The organism is Pantoea sp. IMH, from assembly GCF_000599885.1.
Classification (GTDB): domain Bacteria; phylum Pseudomonadota; class Gammaproteobacteria; order Enterobacterales; family Enterobacteriaceae; genus Erwinia.
In genome coordinates, this window is record NZ_JFGT01000002.1 from 1,093,846 (window position 1) to 1,109,495 (window position 15,650).

General features: G+C 53.8%; 16 protein-coding genes and 2 tRNA genes. 9 read left to right on the forward strand and 9 right to left on the reverse strand.

The features are described from left to right. Positions 1-16 precede the first annotated feature (16 nt). The 3 genes from EA20_RS0105080 to EA20_RS0105090 all read left to right on the forward strand — a co-directional run bounded on the left by EA20_RS0105080 (position 17) and on the right by EA20_RS0105090 (position 2,262). On the forward strand, positions 17-610 hold the full coding sequence (locus tag EA20_RS0105080; protein ID WP_024965805.1) for an XTP/dITP diphosphatase: 594 nt from the start codon (positions 17-19) through the stop codon (positions 608-610). Continuing rightward, on the forward strand, positions 603-1,742 hold the full coding sequence (gene hemW / locus EA20_RS0105085; protein WP_024965806.1) for a radical SAM family heme chaperone HemW: 1,140 nt from the start codon (positions 603-605) through the stop codon (positions 1,740-1,742). The genes EA20_RS0105080 and hemW overlap by 8 nt, the downstream gene beginning before the upstream one ends. A gap of 145 nt (positions 1,743-1,887) precedes the next feature. After that, on the forward strand, positions 1,888-2,262 hold the full coding sequence (locus EA20_RS0105090) for a hypothetical protein (RefSeq protein WP_024965807.1): 375 nt from the start codon (positions 1,888-1,890) through the stop codon (positions 2,260-2,262). A gap of 34 nt (positions 2,263-2,296) precedes the next feature. Here the strand turns inward: EA20_RS0105090 and EA20_RS0105095 are convergent, their stop codons facing one another. The 3 genes from EA20_RS0105095 to trmB all read right to left on the reverse strand — a co-directional run bounded on the left by EA20_RS0105095 (position 2,297) and on the right by trmB (position 4,149). Then, complete coding sequence (locus tag EA20_RS0105095) at positions 2,297-3,007, reverse strand: DUF2884 domain-containing protein (RefSeq protein ID WP_024965808.1); 711 nt, start codon at positions 3,005-3,007, stop codon at positions 2,297-2,299. A 96-nt stretch (positions 3,008-3,103) separates the two neighbouring features. Then, a complete protein-coding gene (locus EA20_RS0105100) occupies positions 3,104-3,430 on the reverse strand; it encodes a YggL family protein (RefSeq protein ID WP_024965809.1) in 327 nt (108 codons plus the stop codon). Beyond that, positions 3,430-4,149 (reverse strand): tRNA (guanosine(46)-N7)-methyltransferase TrmB, encoded by a 720-nt coding sequence (trmB, locus tag EA20_RS0105105; RefSeq protein WP_024965810.1) that lies wholly within the window; start codon positions 4,147-4,149, stop codon positions 3,430-3,432. The genes EA20_RS0105100 and trmB overlap by 1 nt, the downstream gene beginning before the upstream one ends. 153 nt (positions 4,150-4,302) lie before the next feature. Between trmB and mutY the strand changes: the two genes are divergently transcribed. Genes mutY through mltC form a run of 3 tightly spaced genes read left to right on the forward strand, consistent with a single transcriptional unit; the run spans position 4,303 to position 6,791 of the window. After that, positions 4,303-5,391, forward strand: coding sequence for an A/G-specific adenine glycosylase (gene mutY / locus EA20_RS0105115; RefSeq protein WP_024965811.1), 1,089 nt, complete (start codon positions 4,303-4,305; stop codon positions 5,389-5,391). Next, on the forward strand, positions 5,388-5,660 hold the full coding sequence (locus EA20_RS0105120) for an oxidative damage protection protein (RefSeq protein WP_024965812.1): 273 nt from the start codon (positions 5,388-5,390) through the stop codon (positions 5,658-5,660). The genes mutY and EA20_RS0105120 overlap by 4 nt, the downstream gene beginning before the upstream one ends. A 51-nt stretch (positions 5,661-5,711) precedes the next feature. After that, positions 5,712-6,791, forward strand: coding sequence for a membrane-bound lytic murein transglycosylase MltC (mltC, locus tag EA20_RS0105125; protein WP_024965813.1), 1,080 nt, complete (start codon positions 5,712-5,714; stop codon positions 6,789-6,791). A 174-nt stretch (positions 6,792-6,965) separates the two neighbouring features. Here the strand turns inward: mltC and EA20_RS0105130 are convergent, their stop codons facing one another. Together EA20_RS0105130 and EA20_RS0105135 are read right to left on the reverse strand one after the other, a co-directional pair. Continuing rightward, positions 6,966-7,793, reverse strand: a complete 828-nt coding sequence (locus EA20_RS0105130) for a phosphoenolpyruvate hydrolase family protein (protein ID WP_024965814.1) — start codon at positions 7,791-7,793, stop codon at positions 6,966-6,968. A 2-nt stretch (positions 7,794-7,795) separates the two neighbouring features. Further along, positions 7,796-9,013, reverse strand: a complete 1,218-nt coding sequence (locus EA20_RS0105135) for a Tm-1-like ATP-binding domain-containing protein (protein WP_024965815.1) — start codon at positions 9,011-9,013, stop codon at positions 7,796-7,798. A gap of 285 nt (positions 9,014-9,298) precedes the next feature. Here EA20_RS0105135 and EA20_RS0105140 point away from each other — a divergent pair, with 285 nt between their 5' ends. Further along, on the forward strand, positions 9,299-9,937 hold the full coding sequence (locus EA20_RS0105140; protein WP_024965816.1) for a TetR/AcrR family transcriptional regulator: 639 nt from the start codon (positions 9,299-9,301) through the stop codon (positions 9,935-9,937). A gap of 35 nt (positions 9,938-9,972) precedes the next feature. Here EA20_RS0105140 and EA20_RS0105145 read toward each other — a convergent pair whose 3' ends face one another. Beyond that, the gene (locus EA20_RS0105145; RefSeq protein WP_024965817.1) at positions 9,973-12,117 is read right to left on the reverse strand and encodes an ornithine decarboxylase; all 2,145 of its coding nucleotides are present in this window, start codon (positions 12,115-12,117) and stop codon (positions 9,973-9,975) included. A 700-nt stretch (positions 12,118-12,817) separates the two neighbouring features. Between EA20_RS0105145 and EA20_RS0105160 the strand changes: the two genes are divergently transcribed. Beyond that, a tRNA-Phe gene (locus EA20_RS0105160) sits at positions 12,818-12,893 on the forward strand. An 832-nt stretch (positions 12,894-13,725) separates the two neighbouring features. Here EA20_RS0105160 and EA20_RS0105165 read toward each other — a convergent pair. From EA20_RS0105165 to EA20_RS0105175, 3 genes are read right to left on the reverse strand one after another with little or no spacing between them, the layout of a single operon-like run. Continuing rightward, a complete protein-coding gene (locus EA20_RS0105165; protein ID WP_038381488.1) occupies positions 13,726-14,055 on the reverse strand; it encodes a DUF1493 family protein in 330 nt (109 codons plus the stop codon). Further along, positions 14,055-14,522: an STM2901 family protein gene (locus EA20_RS0105170; RefSeq protein ID WP_024965821.1), complete on the reverse strand. Its 468-nt coding sequence runs from the start codon at positions 14,520-14,522 to the stop codon at positions 14,055-14,057. The genes EA20_RS0105165 and EA20_RS0105170 overlap by 1 nt, the downstream gene beginning before the upstream one ends. Before the next feature lie 10 nt (positions 14,523-14,532). Then, the gene (locus EA20_RS0105175; RefSeq protein WP_024965822.1) at positions 14,533-15,015 is read right to left on the reverse strand and encodes a type VI secretion system tube protein TssD; all 483 of its coding nucleotides are present in this window, start codon (positions 15,013-15,015) and stop codon (positions 14,533-14,535) included. A gap of 317 nt (positions 15,016-15,332) precedes the next feature. On the opposite strand from EA20_RS0105175, the gene EA20_RS0105180 reads away from it, so the two are divergent. Then, positions 15,333-15,407, forward strand: a tRNA-Phe gene (locus tag EA20_RS0105180). Positions 15,408-15,650: the final 243 nt, after the last annotated feature.

The window sequence follows — 15,650 nt, forward strand, 5'->3', positions numbered from 1 at the left end:
GAATTCTGGATCTAATATGCAAAAAGTTGTGCTCGCCACCGGCAACGCCGGGAAAGTTCGTGAACTGGCCGATTTGCTGGCGGCCTTTGGCCTCGACATCGTGGCGCAAACCGAACTGGGCGTGACGTCGGCCGAAGAGACTGGCCTGACGTTTATCGAAAATGCGATCCTGAAAGCGCGCCATGCCGCCGCCATCACCGGCCTGCCCGCCATTGCGGATGATTCAGGCCTGGCGGTGGATGCGCTCGGCGGCGCGCCGGGCATCTACTCCGCCCGCTACGCCGGAGAAGATGCCAGCGATCTGCAGAATCTAAACAAGCTGCTCACGGCGCTGGAAAAGGTCCCTGACGGCAAGCGGCAGGCGCAGTTTCACTGCGTTCTGGTCTACCTGCGCCACGCCGAGGATCCTACGCCGCTGGTCTTTCACGGCAGCTGGGAAGGTGAAATTACCCGCAGCGCAGCCGGTGAAGGCGGCTTCGGCTACGATCCGATCTTTTATGTGCCGGCGCTGGGAAAAACGGCTGCCGAGCTGAGCAGAGAAGAGAAGCGTGCGGTTTCTCACCGGGGTAAAGCGCTGACGCTACTGCTGGATGCGATGCGTAATGGGTAATCTTCCTCCGCTCAGTCTCTATATTCATATTCCCTGGTGCGTGCAGAAGTGTCCCTACTGCGACTTCAATTCGCACGCGCTGAAGGGCGAGGTGCCGCATGAAGAGTATGTGCGGCATCTGCTGGCGGATCTGGATGCCGATCTGCCGCTGGCCTCAGGTCGGGAAGTCGGAACGATATTTATCGGCGGGGGCACGCCGAGCCTGCTCTCTGGTGCAGCGATGCAGATGCTGCTGGACGGCGTGCGGGCGCGACTGCCGCTCTCCCCGACAGCTGAAATTACCATGGAAGCTAATCCTGGCACCGTCGAAGCCGATCGCTTCAGCGATTATCAGCGGGCGGGTATCAACCGCATCTCGATTGGCGTGCAGAGCTTCAGCCAGCAGAAGCTGGAGCGGCTCGGCCGCATTCACGGCCCGGAAGAGGCTAAGCGTGCGGCCAGGCTTGCCGCCGCTCTCGGTCTGCGCAGCTTTAACCTGGATTTGATGCACGGCCTGCCAGACCAGTCGCTGACGGAAGCGCTGGACGATCTGCGCCAGGCGATTGAACTCAACCCGCCGCATCTCTCCTGGTATCAGCTCACGATTGAGCCAAATACGCTCTACGCTTCAAGGCCACCGGTTTTGCCCGATGACGATGCGCTGTGGGATATTTTTGAGCAGGGCCATCAGATACTGACGGCGGCGGGCTATGAGCAGTACGAAACATCCGCCTATGCCAAACCCGGCTATCGCTGCGAGCATAATCTTAACTACTGGCGCTTTGGCGACTATCTGGGGATTGGCTGCGGCGCGCACGGTAAGCTGACTCAGGCTGACGGTACGATTATTCGTACCAGCAAAACTAAACATCCACGCGGCTTTATGACTGGCAATTATCTCGACAGGCGGCATCAGGTTAATGATAAAGAGAAGCCTTTCGAGTTCTTTATGAACCGTTTCCGCCTGCTGGAAGCGGCGCCAAGAGAAGAGTTTGGCCGTTATACCGGGCTGGATGAAAGTGCAATACGTCAGCAGATTGATAAAGCGCTGGCTGAAGGCTATCTGACCGAAACGGCAGAAAGCTGGCAGGTTACGGAAAAAGGGAAGCTGTTCCTCAACTCACTTCTGGAACTGTTTCTGGCCGACGAATAAGATTTAGCGCAAGCATTTTGATATTTATCAAAATCACTATTCCGTTCAGACGTTAATGCCCGTTTTCTTATTGACAGTAAATTGTGGGAGGCCGAATCTGGCCCGGCGATGGATATCGTTACTCACAATCGATAGGGAAATAGCAATGACACAATCTGGACTGAAAGTGCTTTTCGCCGTACTGCTTTCTGCTGCAAGTCTGAGCGCCTGGGCCGGCGATGACCATCATGAACGCAGGCCGGAGATGGCGCATCACGGCAAGCATGACCGTAAAGACTCAGAGCTTCACAATCATAAGTCAGCGCACCGCAACAGGCATGCCAGTAAAGGCTCAGAACATTATCGCTTCGACAGGATAGTGAGTTCAGATCATCATAACGAGCGCTCAGGGCATCATAACGAGAGTCATAAGCACGTGAAGAAACAGAGGGAGAGTGAACACCGCCAGGAGGCAAAACATCACGCGAAAGAAAAAGCGCATCCTTCAGCGCATAAAAAGCCTCATCACCAGGAGGCATGATATTCAGCAGGCTGCCGTAAGGCAGCCTGTTTTTTTATTTCAGTCCGGCAATCAGCGCCTTGCGCTGCGCTTCCAGCGTCGTCACCCGGTTGCACACCTCATGACCAAAGTTCTGAAAATCCTTTTCCTGGCTGCGCCATTCGGCCTGGATAGACTGCTGTAGCCCGCCCAGATTGCCCATGATCGCCTGGAGCGGATTATCGCTGTTGCCGCCCTGCCTGCCCACTTCGTTAAGGCTGTCCTGCAATACGCCGCCCAATGCACTCTGAACCAGCTTTTCGCCATCCTGACGCACCTGGTCGATAGCCTGATGGTGGAAAGTGAGCCCGTCGCTGCGATGTTCAATAATACGGTTCATCTGCTGCTTAAGCTGGCCGTCCAGCGTGGTCAGCCGGCTACGCACGTTGCTGCTCTCACCCAGCTTCTGCACAATCACGCCGTCCAGCGCGACGCGCGCTTTCTCCAGACGCTGACGCGCGCCCTGATCGACCCAGGGTAAATCCCGGCGCAGCGAAGCCTGATAATTAATCGCCTGCTGACGGGTTGCGGTGTCCAGCGTGACCGCCTCTCCGTTACGCTGTACTTCGCCCGTTGGCGTAATGGTCAGATTGCCGCTGGCACCCACAACCTTCACGCTCTGAGGGGAAATAACAACATCGTCCTGGGGGTTCACGCTGCACTGGTAGTCCGCCTGTGCCTGGCCTGCGGCCAGAAGTAACGCACCCACCATTATCGCTTTACGCATTTCACTCTCTCCTGAGATCGACAGGGCCACGCAAGCGTGGCCCTGATTCACTTTCTACCGGGCCTGCCGCGGTACTCAGCGACAGAAGATAAAAGTTTAGTCCCACCAGACGTCAAAAAGTTCGGTCACCTGGATGTTGTTCAGCTTGCGATCTTCCAGCCATTTACGCACCAGTTCGCGATGCTCTTCGGTGCATTTACCGGTTTGCTGCAGGCAAATCAGCCCTTCCCACTGCAAATAGCCGCTGCCGTCAAAGGCCAGGCCGTTTGGATCGATCGCTTCGTTAATCAGCGCATCGACGGTGGAATCGATCGTCTCTTCGCTGGTGCCTTCCGGAAAAGAAAAGGCGACGGAGAAGCCCAGTTCCTGGAACTCATCGATGTGCATTTTTTTACGCAAACGACGACTGCGTTGGGTAGCCATTATTTAATCCTCTCAAACATCAGATCCCAAACACCGTGCCCTAAACGCTGGCCACGCTGCTCAAATTTTGTTAACGGTCGCGATTCAGGACGCGGCACGTAATCTTGTGTTGCTGACTGGTTCTTATAACCCGAAATCGAGCCCATGACTTCCAGCATATGCTCCGCGTAGGCTTCCCAGTCGGTCGCCATATGGAAAACGCCGCCCAGCTTCAGCTTGCGCATCACCAGCTCGGCAAAAGGCACCTGAACGATGCGACGCTTATTATGACGGGCTTTATGCCACGGATCGGGGAAGAAAAGCTGAACCATACGCAGCGAGTTATCCGGAATCATCTTTTCCAGTACCTCAACAGCATCGTGGCACATCACGCGAAGATTCTCCACGCCAGCCTCATGTGCGCTTTGCAGACAGGCACCGACGCCCGGCGAATGCACTTCAATGCCGAGGAAATCCTGCTGCGGGTTCGCCTGCGCCATGGCGACCAGCGATGCGCCCATACCGAAACCAATCTCCAGCACCACCGGCGCCTCGCGCCCAAACAGGCCAGCCAGATCAACAGGCTCGGGCTGGTATTCCACGCCCATGACCGGCCAGAGCGTCTCCAGCGCATGCTGCTGTCCTTTGGTCAGGCGGCCCTGACGACGTACGAAGCTGCGAATACGGCGCATTGCGCGACCATTTTCATCAAACTCCGGAGAGATCACATCATTATTCATGTTTCTGCCTGCTGGTCTGCAATATCTGGAAAACGGGCATTATGCAATGTTACAGCTGTTAAGCAAGCCCCGAAAACTTCCGGTTTACAGCATAGTTGGTCTGTGCTGGAATCCCAGCCTGATTTTTATTCTTCGGGAACTCTCTTGACCATGATGCAAGCGCCGCCGTTCTCAAGCCAGGTCCTGGACTGGTATCAGCGCTACGGGCGTAAAACGCTGCCCTGGCAGCAGGAAAAAACGCCTTATAAAGTCTGGCTTTCCGAAGTGATGCTGCAACAAACCCAGGTGACTACGGTTATCCCCTACTTTGAACGCTTTATGGCGCGCTTTCCTACGGTGACCGATCTGGCTGATGCGCCACTGGATGAAGTGCTGCATCTCTGGACCGGGCTGGGTTATTACGCACGGGCGCGCAACCTGCACAAAGCGGCTAAATGCGTTGCGGATAAGCATGGCGGAATTTTCCCGCAAACCTTCGAAGAGGTTGCCGACCTGCCGGGCATAGGACGCTCTACTGCGGGTGCCGTTCTCTCCCTCGCGCTGGGCAAACATTTCCCCATCCTGGATGGCAACGTAAAGCGCGTGCTTGCCCGCTGCTATGCCGTGGAAGGCTGGCCGGGAAAAAAAGAGGTGGAAAACCGCCTGTGGCAGATCAGCGAAGCGGTAACGCCCGCTGAAGGCGTCAGCCAGTTCAATCAGGCGATGATGGATCTGGGTGCCATGGTCTGTACACGCTCGAAGCCAAAATGTGAGATCTGTCCGCTATCGTCCCGCTGCATCGCCTATGCCAGCGGCAGCTGGGCCAGCTATCCAGGCAAAAAACCGAAACAGACGCTGCCTGTGCGCACCGGCTGGCTGCTGATGATGCAGAGAGAGAATCACGTCTGGCTGGAGCAGCGTCCTCCCGTCGGCCTGTGGGGCGGCCTGTTCTGTTTTCCACAGTTCGCCACTCAGCCCGAGCTGGAGCAGTGGCTGAACGAGAAGCGGCTCGACGCCGGTGCGCTGCAGCAGGGCATCGCCTTTCGCCATACCTTCAGCCATTTTCATCTCGATATCGTGCCAATGTGGCTACCGCTGCTTTCCGCCGGTGCGGCCATGGATGAAGGCGCCGGTCTCTGGTATAACTTAGCGCAACCACAGTCCGTCGGGCTGGCCGCCCCGGTGGAACGCCTGTTACAGCAGCTGCGTCACCCGCAACAGAGCGCCCTGAGCATTGGCGCAACAGAAGAGGAAAAGTCATGAGCAGAACCATTTTTTGCACGTTCCTGCAACGCGATGCTGAAGGACAGGATTTTCAGCTCTACCCGGGTGAACTGGGCAAGCGCATCTATAACGAGATTTCCAAAGAAGCCTGGGCACAGTGGATGAGCAAACAGACCATGCTGATCAATGAGAAGAAGCTCAGCATGATGAACCCGGAAGACCGGAAGCTGCTTGAGCAGGAGATGGTGAAATTCCTGTTCGAAGGCCATGATGTTCATATCGAAGGTTACACCCCGCCAGAAGAATAATCGTTGGGCCTCCGGAATGAGGCCCTCTCAATTTGGGCGAAGCACGACACAATGAATAAGAAACTGATAGGCCTGCTGGTCATCGCGCCGCTGTTAATCTCCTGTTCCAGCAACAAAAAACCGCTCTTTCATGAGGAGTGGGTGAAAGACACCAACGGCTTTGACATTTTGATGGGCCAGTTTGCCCACAATATCGAAAATATCTGGGGCATGAATGAAGTGCTGATCGCCGGCCCCAAAGATTATGTGAAGTACAGCGATCAGTACTTCACCCGTAGCCACATCAACTTTGATGCGGGTTCGATTACCATCGAGACCATAGCCGGAACTAACCCTACCGCCAGCCTGCGTCAGGCGATTATCACCACGCTGTTGATCGGTGAAGATCCGGGGAACGTCGATCTCTATTCGGATGCGAACGACATCCAGCTTGGCAAAGAGCCGCTGCTGTACGGCCAGGTGCTGGACAATACCGGTCAGCCGATCCGCTGGCAGGGCCGCGCGGCAAGCTTCGCCGACTATCTGATCCAGAATAAGCTCCAGCGGCGCACTTCAGGCCTGCATGTGATCTGGTCCGTCACTATCCCGATGGTGCCTAACCATCTGGACAAGCGAGCGCATAAATACCTGCCGATGGTACGCCAGGCGGCGGCGAGATATGGCGTGGATCAGTCGCTGATCCTGGCGATCATGCAGATCGAGTCAAGCTTTAACCCCTATGCGGTCAGCCATGCCGATGCGCTTGGCCTGATGCAGGTCGTGCAGCACAGCGCGGGCGTGGATGTGTTCCGCATGAAAGGCAAATGGGGCAAGCCAAGCCGCAGTTATCTGCTGGATCCGGAAAATAATATCGATGCGGGTACGGCGTATCTGTCGCTGCTGCAGTCGAGCTATCTCGCCGGCATTACCGATCCAACCTCGCGCCGCTATGCGGTGATTACTGCCTATAACGGCGGGGCGGGCAGCGTGCTGAAGGTCTTCTCCAGCAACCGGAATAAGGCTTTTAACGTCATTAACGATCTGTCACCTTCTGAGGTTTATCAGACGCTGACGAAGAAACACCCTTCCGCGGAATCACGTCGCTACCTTTATAAGGTTAATACCGCACAGAAGAGCTATCACCGTTACTAAAGCGATAAAACATCACCGGGGCAGGAAAACCAGATCACGCCAGGGATGGCGTTACCTGAACGTCGCCGTGGAAGCATTGCAGTAAGAGCCTGTCCGTTTTTCTTGCCCTCTGTTGCTCTACCCGGCGGCAGAGTGAAGCCTGCCGCCGGAAAACATTGTTGACGCTGACAAAGATTAACGCCGGATCGTTTTGAATTGCTTCGTTGTTTCAGTGAGGGCGATTTCGGAAGGGAGACGCTCCATTGAGCTTGCGCCATAAAAACCGTCACACTGCGGACAGTGGCTCAGGATGTACTCCGCATCCTGCGGACTGGCGATCGGCCCGCCGTGGCAGAGAACGATAACATCCTCACGTACCGCCTTCGCCGCCGCCGCCCAGGCATTGATTAACCCCACGCAATCCGCCAGCTTAAAGGCCGTTTCCGCACCAATATTGCCGCCGGTGGTCAGCCCCATATGCGGAACGATGATATCCGCGCCCGCCTCTGTCATTGCGACCGCGTCCTCCGCACTGAAGACGTAAGGGGTGGTCAGCAAATCTTTCTGGTGCGCCAGGCGAATCATCTCCACCTCCAGATCGTAACCCATGCCGGTTTCTTCCAGATTGGCGCGGAAATTCCCGTCAATCAGGCCGACGGTCGGGAAGTTCTGCACGCCGGAAAAGCCCATCGCCTTCAGCTCATCGAGAAAACGATCGAACTGGCAAAACGGATCCGTACCGTTAACGCCTGCCAGCACCGGCGTCTTACTGACGACGGGCAGCACTTCTCTGGCCATATCGACCACGATCTCGTTCGCATTGCCATAGGCAAGCAGCCCGGCCAGCGAGCCGCGTCCTGCCATCCGGTAGCGCCCTGAATTGTAAATGACGATCAGATCGATGCCGCCAGCCTCTTCGCATTTGGCGGAGAGTCCGGTGCCCGCGCCGCCGCCGATAATCGGTTCACGACGCGCAATCATTGCCTGAAATTTTTTCACTATTTCCTGACGGGTAAAAGCCATGCTCAGAACTCCTTCTCCGCAAGCGCCCGGAAGTGCTTCACCGCAGCTTCGGCGAATTGGGGATCGTTAATATTACAGGGCAGCCGGACAATTTTCCGGCGGTCCGTTTGCAGCAACTCTGCTTCAAGGGTGGTAATAAATGCCCGATCCGCTTCTGGCGACCAGAACGGCTGGCCTTCGCTGTCCAGCGCCGAAAATCCCTTTTCCGGGATCAGAAAGGTGACATCACCTTCGCAGCGGTTGAGCCTGGCGGCTATCCACTGCGCCATAGCGACGTTTTCTTCCGGCGTGGTACGCATCAGCGTGACCTGAGCATTGTGATGATAGAAGAGCCTGTCGGCATACTTCTCCGGCACGGTAGAGGCGTGGCCAAAGTTAACCATATCCAGCGCGCCGCAGGAGATTACGCAGGGGATGCGGGCTTTCGCCAGGGCTTCAAAGCGCGTGTCGTCGCAGGCAAGGACACCGCCAAACAGCAGGTCACACACTTCGGTAGTGGTCAGATCCAGCAGGCCGGAAAGCATGCGGCTCTCCACCAGCTTCTCCATCGCGTTGCCGCCGCTGCCCGTGGCGTGGAAGACCAGACAGTCGTAATCCGCCTCCAGCGCAGCGCTGATCTGCTGAATACAGGGCGTGGTCACACCAAACATGGTCAGTCCCAGCGCGGGCTTATCTGAAAAATCTTCCTCTTGCTGGAAAAGTACCGCGCCAGCAATCTGGTTGGCCGCATTGCCGAGTACGCGGCGCGAGATGCGGTTAAGACCGGCGACGTCGGTAACGGAATAGACCATGCTGATATCACTGGCACCGATATACCCCGAAATGTCACCAGAAGCCATCGTCGAGACCATCACTTTTGGCACCCCCACCGGCAGTGCCTGCATCGCCGGCGTAATCAACGCCGTGCCGCACGAGCCGCCCAGGCCAATCACGCCGAGAAGATCGCGCCGCTGACTGAGGAAAAGCTTAAACGCCAGCGCCATCGCGTCGATCGCTCTGCCCCGGTCGTCGCAGAAGACCGCGCCACGACCTTCAGGATGAAAGTCAGCGATCAGTTCCGGCGGAAAATCAGCGCCGGAGGGTCTGCCGGGCTGGGTTGAAAGATCAACCGTCACCACTTCAACGCCCGTTTCCGCCACCGTTTCACTGATAAAAAACAGTTCCCGCGCTTTAGTATCTGCCGTTGCCACGGCGTAGATAAACCCTCTACCTGGACTCATAGTCATCACAACACCCTGTTATAAGACGCAATAAAGACTTGATTAAGCACAAGTAAAAAAGTTAATAACGTCGAAGTATCGCTTGCGCTCATCGCTTTGAGATAACAGTATCACCTAAATCAATGGTAAATCAATTGAATGGAATGTGTGTCTCACAGGGAAGTTGGCTATGCTTACAGTTAAGTCCTGCTCGTCAGGTCATACGGAAGCTGCGCGAGTTGACCATACTTCCGTCCGTCAATTGCTTGAATTTTAAGCCAAATTAACCGTAAAAATGAGGTTACTGTGGAGCAAAGGGATTCCGCTGGGGTGACAACACTGACCGCCACACGTGCGAGAACGCGTCGTTTACTGATTGAAACTGCAATGAAAATGTTCGACAGCGGCGCGTTCCCGTCGATTACCGAGGTGGCGCATGAAGCACAGCTTTCCCGCGCAACGGCCTATCGCTATTTTCCGACCCAGAGCGCGCTGGTTTCCGCCATTGTGACGGAAACGCTCAGTCCGATTAAAAGCTGGCGGCCCACCCGCGAAGAGGTGGGAGAACGCATTGATGAGCTACTGACCTTTGCCTTTCCGCGTATGCTGGCACATGAAGGCACGCTGCGGGCGGCACTGCATCTCTCGCTGACCCAGTGGGCACAATCGCAAGCCACCGATAAACCGGAAAAAGAGAAGCTGGTGCGGGGAAACCGTAAAGCGCTGCTGCAACATGTCGTTGAACCGCTGAATGCCGAACTCCCGCCAGAGATGGTGCAGCGGGTGGTTCAGTCGCTTTCGCTGGTTTACGGTTCGGAGATCTTTCTGGTGATGAAAGATATCTGGGGCTGCGACAATGAACAGCTGGAGGACATTGGTAAATGGATTGCCAAAGCCATTGTCCGTCAGGCGCGTGAAGAAGCGGGTGTACTGCCTGCGCGCTAAATGGAGGAGCCGGCAGCGCCGGCTCAGGTTACTCATCAGGATCTGATCATATAACCATAAAGGCGCTTAACGCCGGCGGCATCCGCCTCAGCGTAAACGCCCTGTAGTTCAGGCGAAAAGCCGGGCAGCAGATTCAGTCCCTCCTCCAGCGCCAGGAAATAGCGCTGTACGGCACCGCCCCACCGCTCGCCCGGCACCACGCAGAGCACACCTGGCGGATAAGGCAGCGCGCCTTCGGCCGCAATACGCCCTTCCGCATGAGCAATGGGCACCAGTTCCACATTGCCGCGAATAAACTCCCTGTTGGCGTCCTGGGGATTTATCACGCTCTCCGGCAGGCTCTCCTGGCGGAACATCGCCTTCTGTAAATCCTTCACGCCATGGCTGACATAGAGCTGGTGCATTTCCTGACACAGGCGGCGCAGCGTGTAGCCCTCATAGCGCGCCCGGTTTTTGCGGTAGATGGTCGGCAGCACATCGCGCAGCAGCGCATCCTCTTTTATATGCTGCTCAAACTGCGCCAGCCTTGCCACAAGGTGCGCCATCTTTTCCATGCTTTCCGCAGGCGTGAGCAGAAACAAGATCGAGTTGAGATCGCATTTCTCCGGCACCACGCCGTTCTCCCGCAGATAATTGGCGAGGATCGTCGCGGGAATGCCAAAGGAGGCATAGTGGCCGGTGACGGCATCAATGCCCGGCGTGGTCAGCAATAATTTGCAGGGATCGACCAGGTACTGGTCTTTTTCATAGCCGGTGAAGCCGTGCCAGTCGGCCCCTGGCGCGTAGCTGAAATAGCGCGTATCAGCGGCAATCTCAGCGGTCGTAGCCTCCTGCCAGGGTTTGCCGTCCACCTCATCCGGGATAAAAGGTTTGATCATCCCGCACTTCTGTAAGATGGCTTTACGCGTATCAATCCCCTGCATGACGCACTCATGCCACAGCCGGCGTCCTGCCTCGCCCTGATGCATTCGGGCATTCACATCCAGCGCGGCGAAAAGCGGATAAAAGGGGCTGGTGGAGGCGTGCAGCATAAACGCGTTATTGAGCCGCTTATGGCTGCAAAAGCGCTGCTGTCCGCGAATATGATTATCTTTTTTGTGAATCTGCGAAGTCTGAGAGAATCCCGCCTGCTGCTTGTGTACCGACTGGGTAACAAAGATGCCCGGATCGTTTTCATTCAGTTCGAGCAAGAGCGGTGAACAGGCCTGCATTACCGGAATAAACTGCTCATAGCCAACCCAGGCGGAGTCAAACAGAATGTAGTCACACAAATGACCGATGGCATCGAGCACTTTCCGGGCGTTATAGACTGTGCCGTCATAAGTGCCGAGCTGTATCACCGCCAGACGGAAAGGACGAGCTTCGCCAGCACGATCGGGCGCGACGCGTTGAATCTGCTCACGAAGCCAGCTTTCATCAAAGCAGTGTGCATCAATCCCACCGATAAAACCGAACGGATTGCGGGCCGTTTCCAGATAGACCGGCGTGGCGCCTGCCTGAATCAGCGCGCCGTGGTGGTTTGATTTATGGTTATTGCGATCGAACAGCACCAAATCTCCACGCGTCAGCAGCGCATTGGTCACCACCTTATTCGCGCTGGAAGTACCGTTAAGCACAAAATAGGTTTTATCGGCATTAAAGACCCTGGCGGCAAACTTCTGCGCGTGCTTGGCCGAGCCTTCATGGATCAGCAGATCGCCCAGCTTCACATCCGCATTACACATATCAGCCCGGAAGATGTTCTCGCCAAAAAAGTCGAAGAACTGACGCCCCGCCGGATGCTTTTTAAAGAACGCGCCGCCCTGATGACCCGGACAGGCAAAGGTACTGTTATCCATCGCAACATATTTGGTCAACGTCTGGAAAAACGGCGGCAGCAGCCCCGCCTGATATTCAGCGGCAGCGGCTTCAAGCAGCGCAGCATCGCCAGGCTCACCGGTAAGCAAACCGGTTACCTGCGGCAGATCCTGCGCCTGTTCTGGCGCATCCAGCGCGATAAAAACTGGCAGGTTAAAGCCGGTATGCCGGAGCAGCGCCAGCACGCCGCTGCGCGAATCCGGAACAGAGACCACGACCGCGGCAACATCGGTAAAGTCAGTATTATCCAGCGTTACGACTTCGCGCCCGGTCTGCAGATGGATGGCGACGGCGTTACTGGCTGCAATTTTCAGAGGTGTCATATCACAAATCCTTAAGTGGCAAGGATGAGCGGGTGCCAGAGGCACAGCATGGACAGAGGCCACGGCCTTTATCCGGCGAACGGTATCGGAGGAGAGTTGAGCGACAGACGCTTCAGCCACAACCGCCAGACATCAGTAAAATCAGATGGGATCTGCTTTTACGCATGGCCAAAAGTGAGGCGCCGGACAGACCTCACCGCACGGTGAAGCAGGTGAAATCAGGGCGGGCAGAGACGATTTTTTGCCGTGGAAAAACCCGGCGGGGAAAAAGGCTGTTAAGCAGCGGCGTGGCTTTCATCGTAGCGACCTCAACAACGCTGGTGAGAATGACCGCAATGATGGCACTTATAAGTAAGGGATTCAAGGTAACGAAACAGGAGGAAGGCGGCGGGATTAAGCTTAGTTGTGTTGTTGATTACCAGTAGTAGCGTTTTACCAATAATGACGTTAAGAAAACCGTTATCGTTGCCAATGCCCCCAGATGAATGCCCCCTATCCTCTCTTCTTTCTGACAGTTCTGGTCAATAAAAAAGGCGATTCTGAACAGAGGCCGCGGGCCATTCTTAAGAACGGAAATCCGCCTGATTGTTCAGTAAACTCGCTGTTTTCACAGACGTTGATGGAAAAGAGTGCAATCGGTAACGTTTCAGTCATAAAGGCATTGACGCACCGCGACCAGTAAGGTTTAATGCGCCCCGTTGCCCGGATAGCTCAGTCGGTAGAGCAGGGGATTGAAAATCCCCGTGTCCTTGGTTCGATTCCGAGTCCGGGCACCATCATTCAAAGAACCCGCCTTACGGCGGGTTTTTGCTTCCTGGCGTTCTGGTAGATTGCTGATAGTTAGATCACGTTATTTGCCTGCTACATTTCCCTTTGCTTTCCTGGCTATTCTTTACCTTCAGAGAGTTCAACACCCTCTGTCGAGTCTGTTTCTTACTTTCCTGCGACGGTCAGTTACGGTTTATCTCATGTCTGGTTGTTGATAATGATGTGAAAGCGCGGGAAACGGATAATTTGCATTGCGCAGTATTCTGCTGGTCTTTAAGGGATTATGACTCGGGAAATTCAGGGGTTAACTTCCCTTTACCTAAAACGTAACAGTCACTGCCTCAGACACTCCAGAGCACCAACGGGTCTGTTTAAACAGTTCAGTTTTACCCTCACTATTTCCTCCCAAACAGAAGAGATAAAACATGCGTTACGGGCCAATTTTGGCAAAGATATTGCCAGGCTGGTATTAAGGGCCTTAAGAATCAGCTATGAAATTGTCCCCGAATATAAGACATAAAACGAAGCGCCAGAGAGTTAAAGTCTGACGGTAACGCTAACTAAACAGATCATTGAACGGGCATCAAAATAAACCCACCATAATAACTCCCCCTCATAATTATGAGTCGGCATTACGGACGTCAATATTTAATTATGTAGCACGCGCAGCTATATTAAAGAGAATCATCAGTCCAGCCAGAAACCTCATGAAGTTTTAAGTCTCAATTGCTATTAACTTTTATGGTATAAGCAGCTCATAATAAAATCCTGCTGAGTAAACCCTTGAGTATGCCAGCAGGAGGCTATTAAGAAAAATAATGATGTGACCTCCCTGCCTTTTCAGTCATATAACCACCGACCCGCCTTTGCAGACTCGATAATCATCGCAACAGTCAGCGGTTTGACTTCTGGTGCCGGCGAAGGTCTCTTTTGCCAAAATGGATATTCATATTCGAAGTAGTTTCTACCATCAAAGTTTGAATGTTCAATTTCAAAATGCCCGAACAAGTCTGATAAAAAATCATGTGCATCTTCTGGTACAAACTGAAAGTCATCGAGTAAGGACCATTCCTTAGTGACCTGCTTAACTTCGGGTTTAAACCATCTCGTTCTCACAGGATAACGCTCCATGATGTACCCGATAACTTCTTTTTCGTAATCTCTGCCCATTAGAATGAAGTCCATTGTATACGATCTTTCGGACGAGCAATCAGATTGTATTTTTGGCGCGTACGTATAGCAACAAGCTGAACTGTGATTATTAATTCAGCATAACCTACAAACGGAACCCAGCGGCCTAAGAAGGTTGCTATTTTGCTGGTAGGAACCATTTTTAGTTTTGACAGTTTACCCATAGGTGCACCCAGCCTGAGTCCGAACGGGAAACGAGTATCCCCCAAAAGCTTTCTTGACAGGATAGAGGCTACACTCGTACCTGGTGTGTTAGTGGCGGCTGATAGCTTTCCTGAAACCGGGATGAATGGCTGGCCAATCAGAACCATACTGGCAGCTTCAGTGGTTATCCCTAATGCATCTGCAAGCTGCTCAATGAAGATCAGGTCAAACAGTTCGCCGGACGTCACATTAGCGTGTCCATGGTAGTCGTATGTCCTGTTTCTCTCATCAATGGTACCCATTCCCACCCCGCTACGCCGTTTGGCGCTCATTCCAGGCATCTGCAAAAATAATGTTACCGTCGCAATGTTTCCAGGTGATTTTCTCGTAGCGCATTTCTACGGTTTCGAGGTGGTTATTATTGGTGTCAGCGGGTGCAGCCATTGTTGGCGATACGGACACAATGCGAACCCCTTCAAGCAGCATGTTAAAATACTCAACTTCTTGTCCAGCATCATTAATTTTGTACCACTTTAATTCAGCTTTTTGCAGTGCCTGCCCGGTAGCCACCGCCCTGTACAGATAGGGACTTGAGTAATCAAACTCCTTAATAATGAGCATCGGTGAATGCTGACGTGTGCCAGTAGGCTTACCCGTAGCATTATCCGTAGGGATACTCAGGTTGTGATGGAATCCTTTAAACTCAATGCTAGATTCTCTATTTTGAACATCACATCCTCCCTTGATAAGTGCGCCACCATCATCGTACAACCACATGTTACCCGGTATAGCCATTTTCGATAATCCCTTATCATATATGTGGATTAAGGAGTCTAATACTTTGTCTTTAAGGAGTAAATGAACAATTTCAGATGGGTTAATGTGATTGCCATCAGGGAAATTAATAGATTTATTAATAGGGTATAACATTATCTTTCGTAGAGATGCAGAGTTATAGCATCTGCCAGATGGCAGAGTTCTGAGAGAAACGTCGAGACCGTCCCTTGAGAAAAGCCAATCACTTTTTGTTTAAAGAAACAGTAAATTGGAATATTCGCTAAAGATTATCCATTGGTGAAAGCAATGGATAATCCAGTTTAATGCGCCCCGTTGCCCGGATAGCTCAGTCGGTAGAGCAGGGGATTGAAAATCCCCGTGTCCCTGGTTCGATTCCGAGTCCGGCACCATTATTTAAAGAACCCGCCTTACGGCGGGTTTTTGCTTTCTGGTGTTCTGCCCACGGATGTCACTGCCCTGATTCCATCAGCCTGAATCTTTTCGCTACTTTCTCTCCGCTCACTGTGTCTGCCGGTCTTTGCACTGCCATAAGCACGCTTTCGATCATGACTAGCTCTCTGATGAAGTTATCATGACAAGGGAGAATTGGGTCTTTGTCCGGCCTGAGGAAAAACGCTTTATCGGCCCATTCA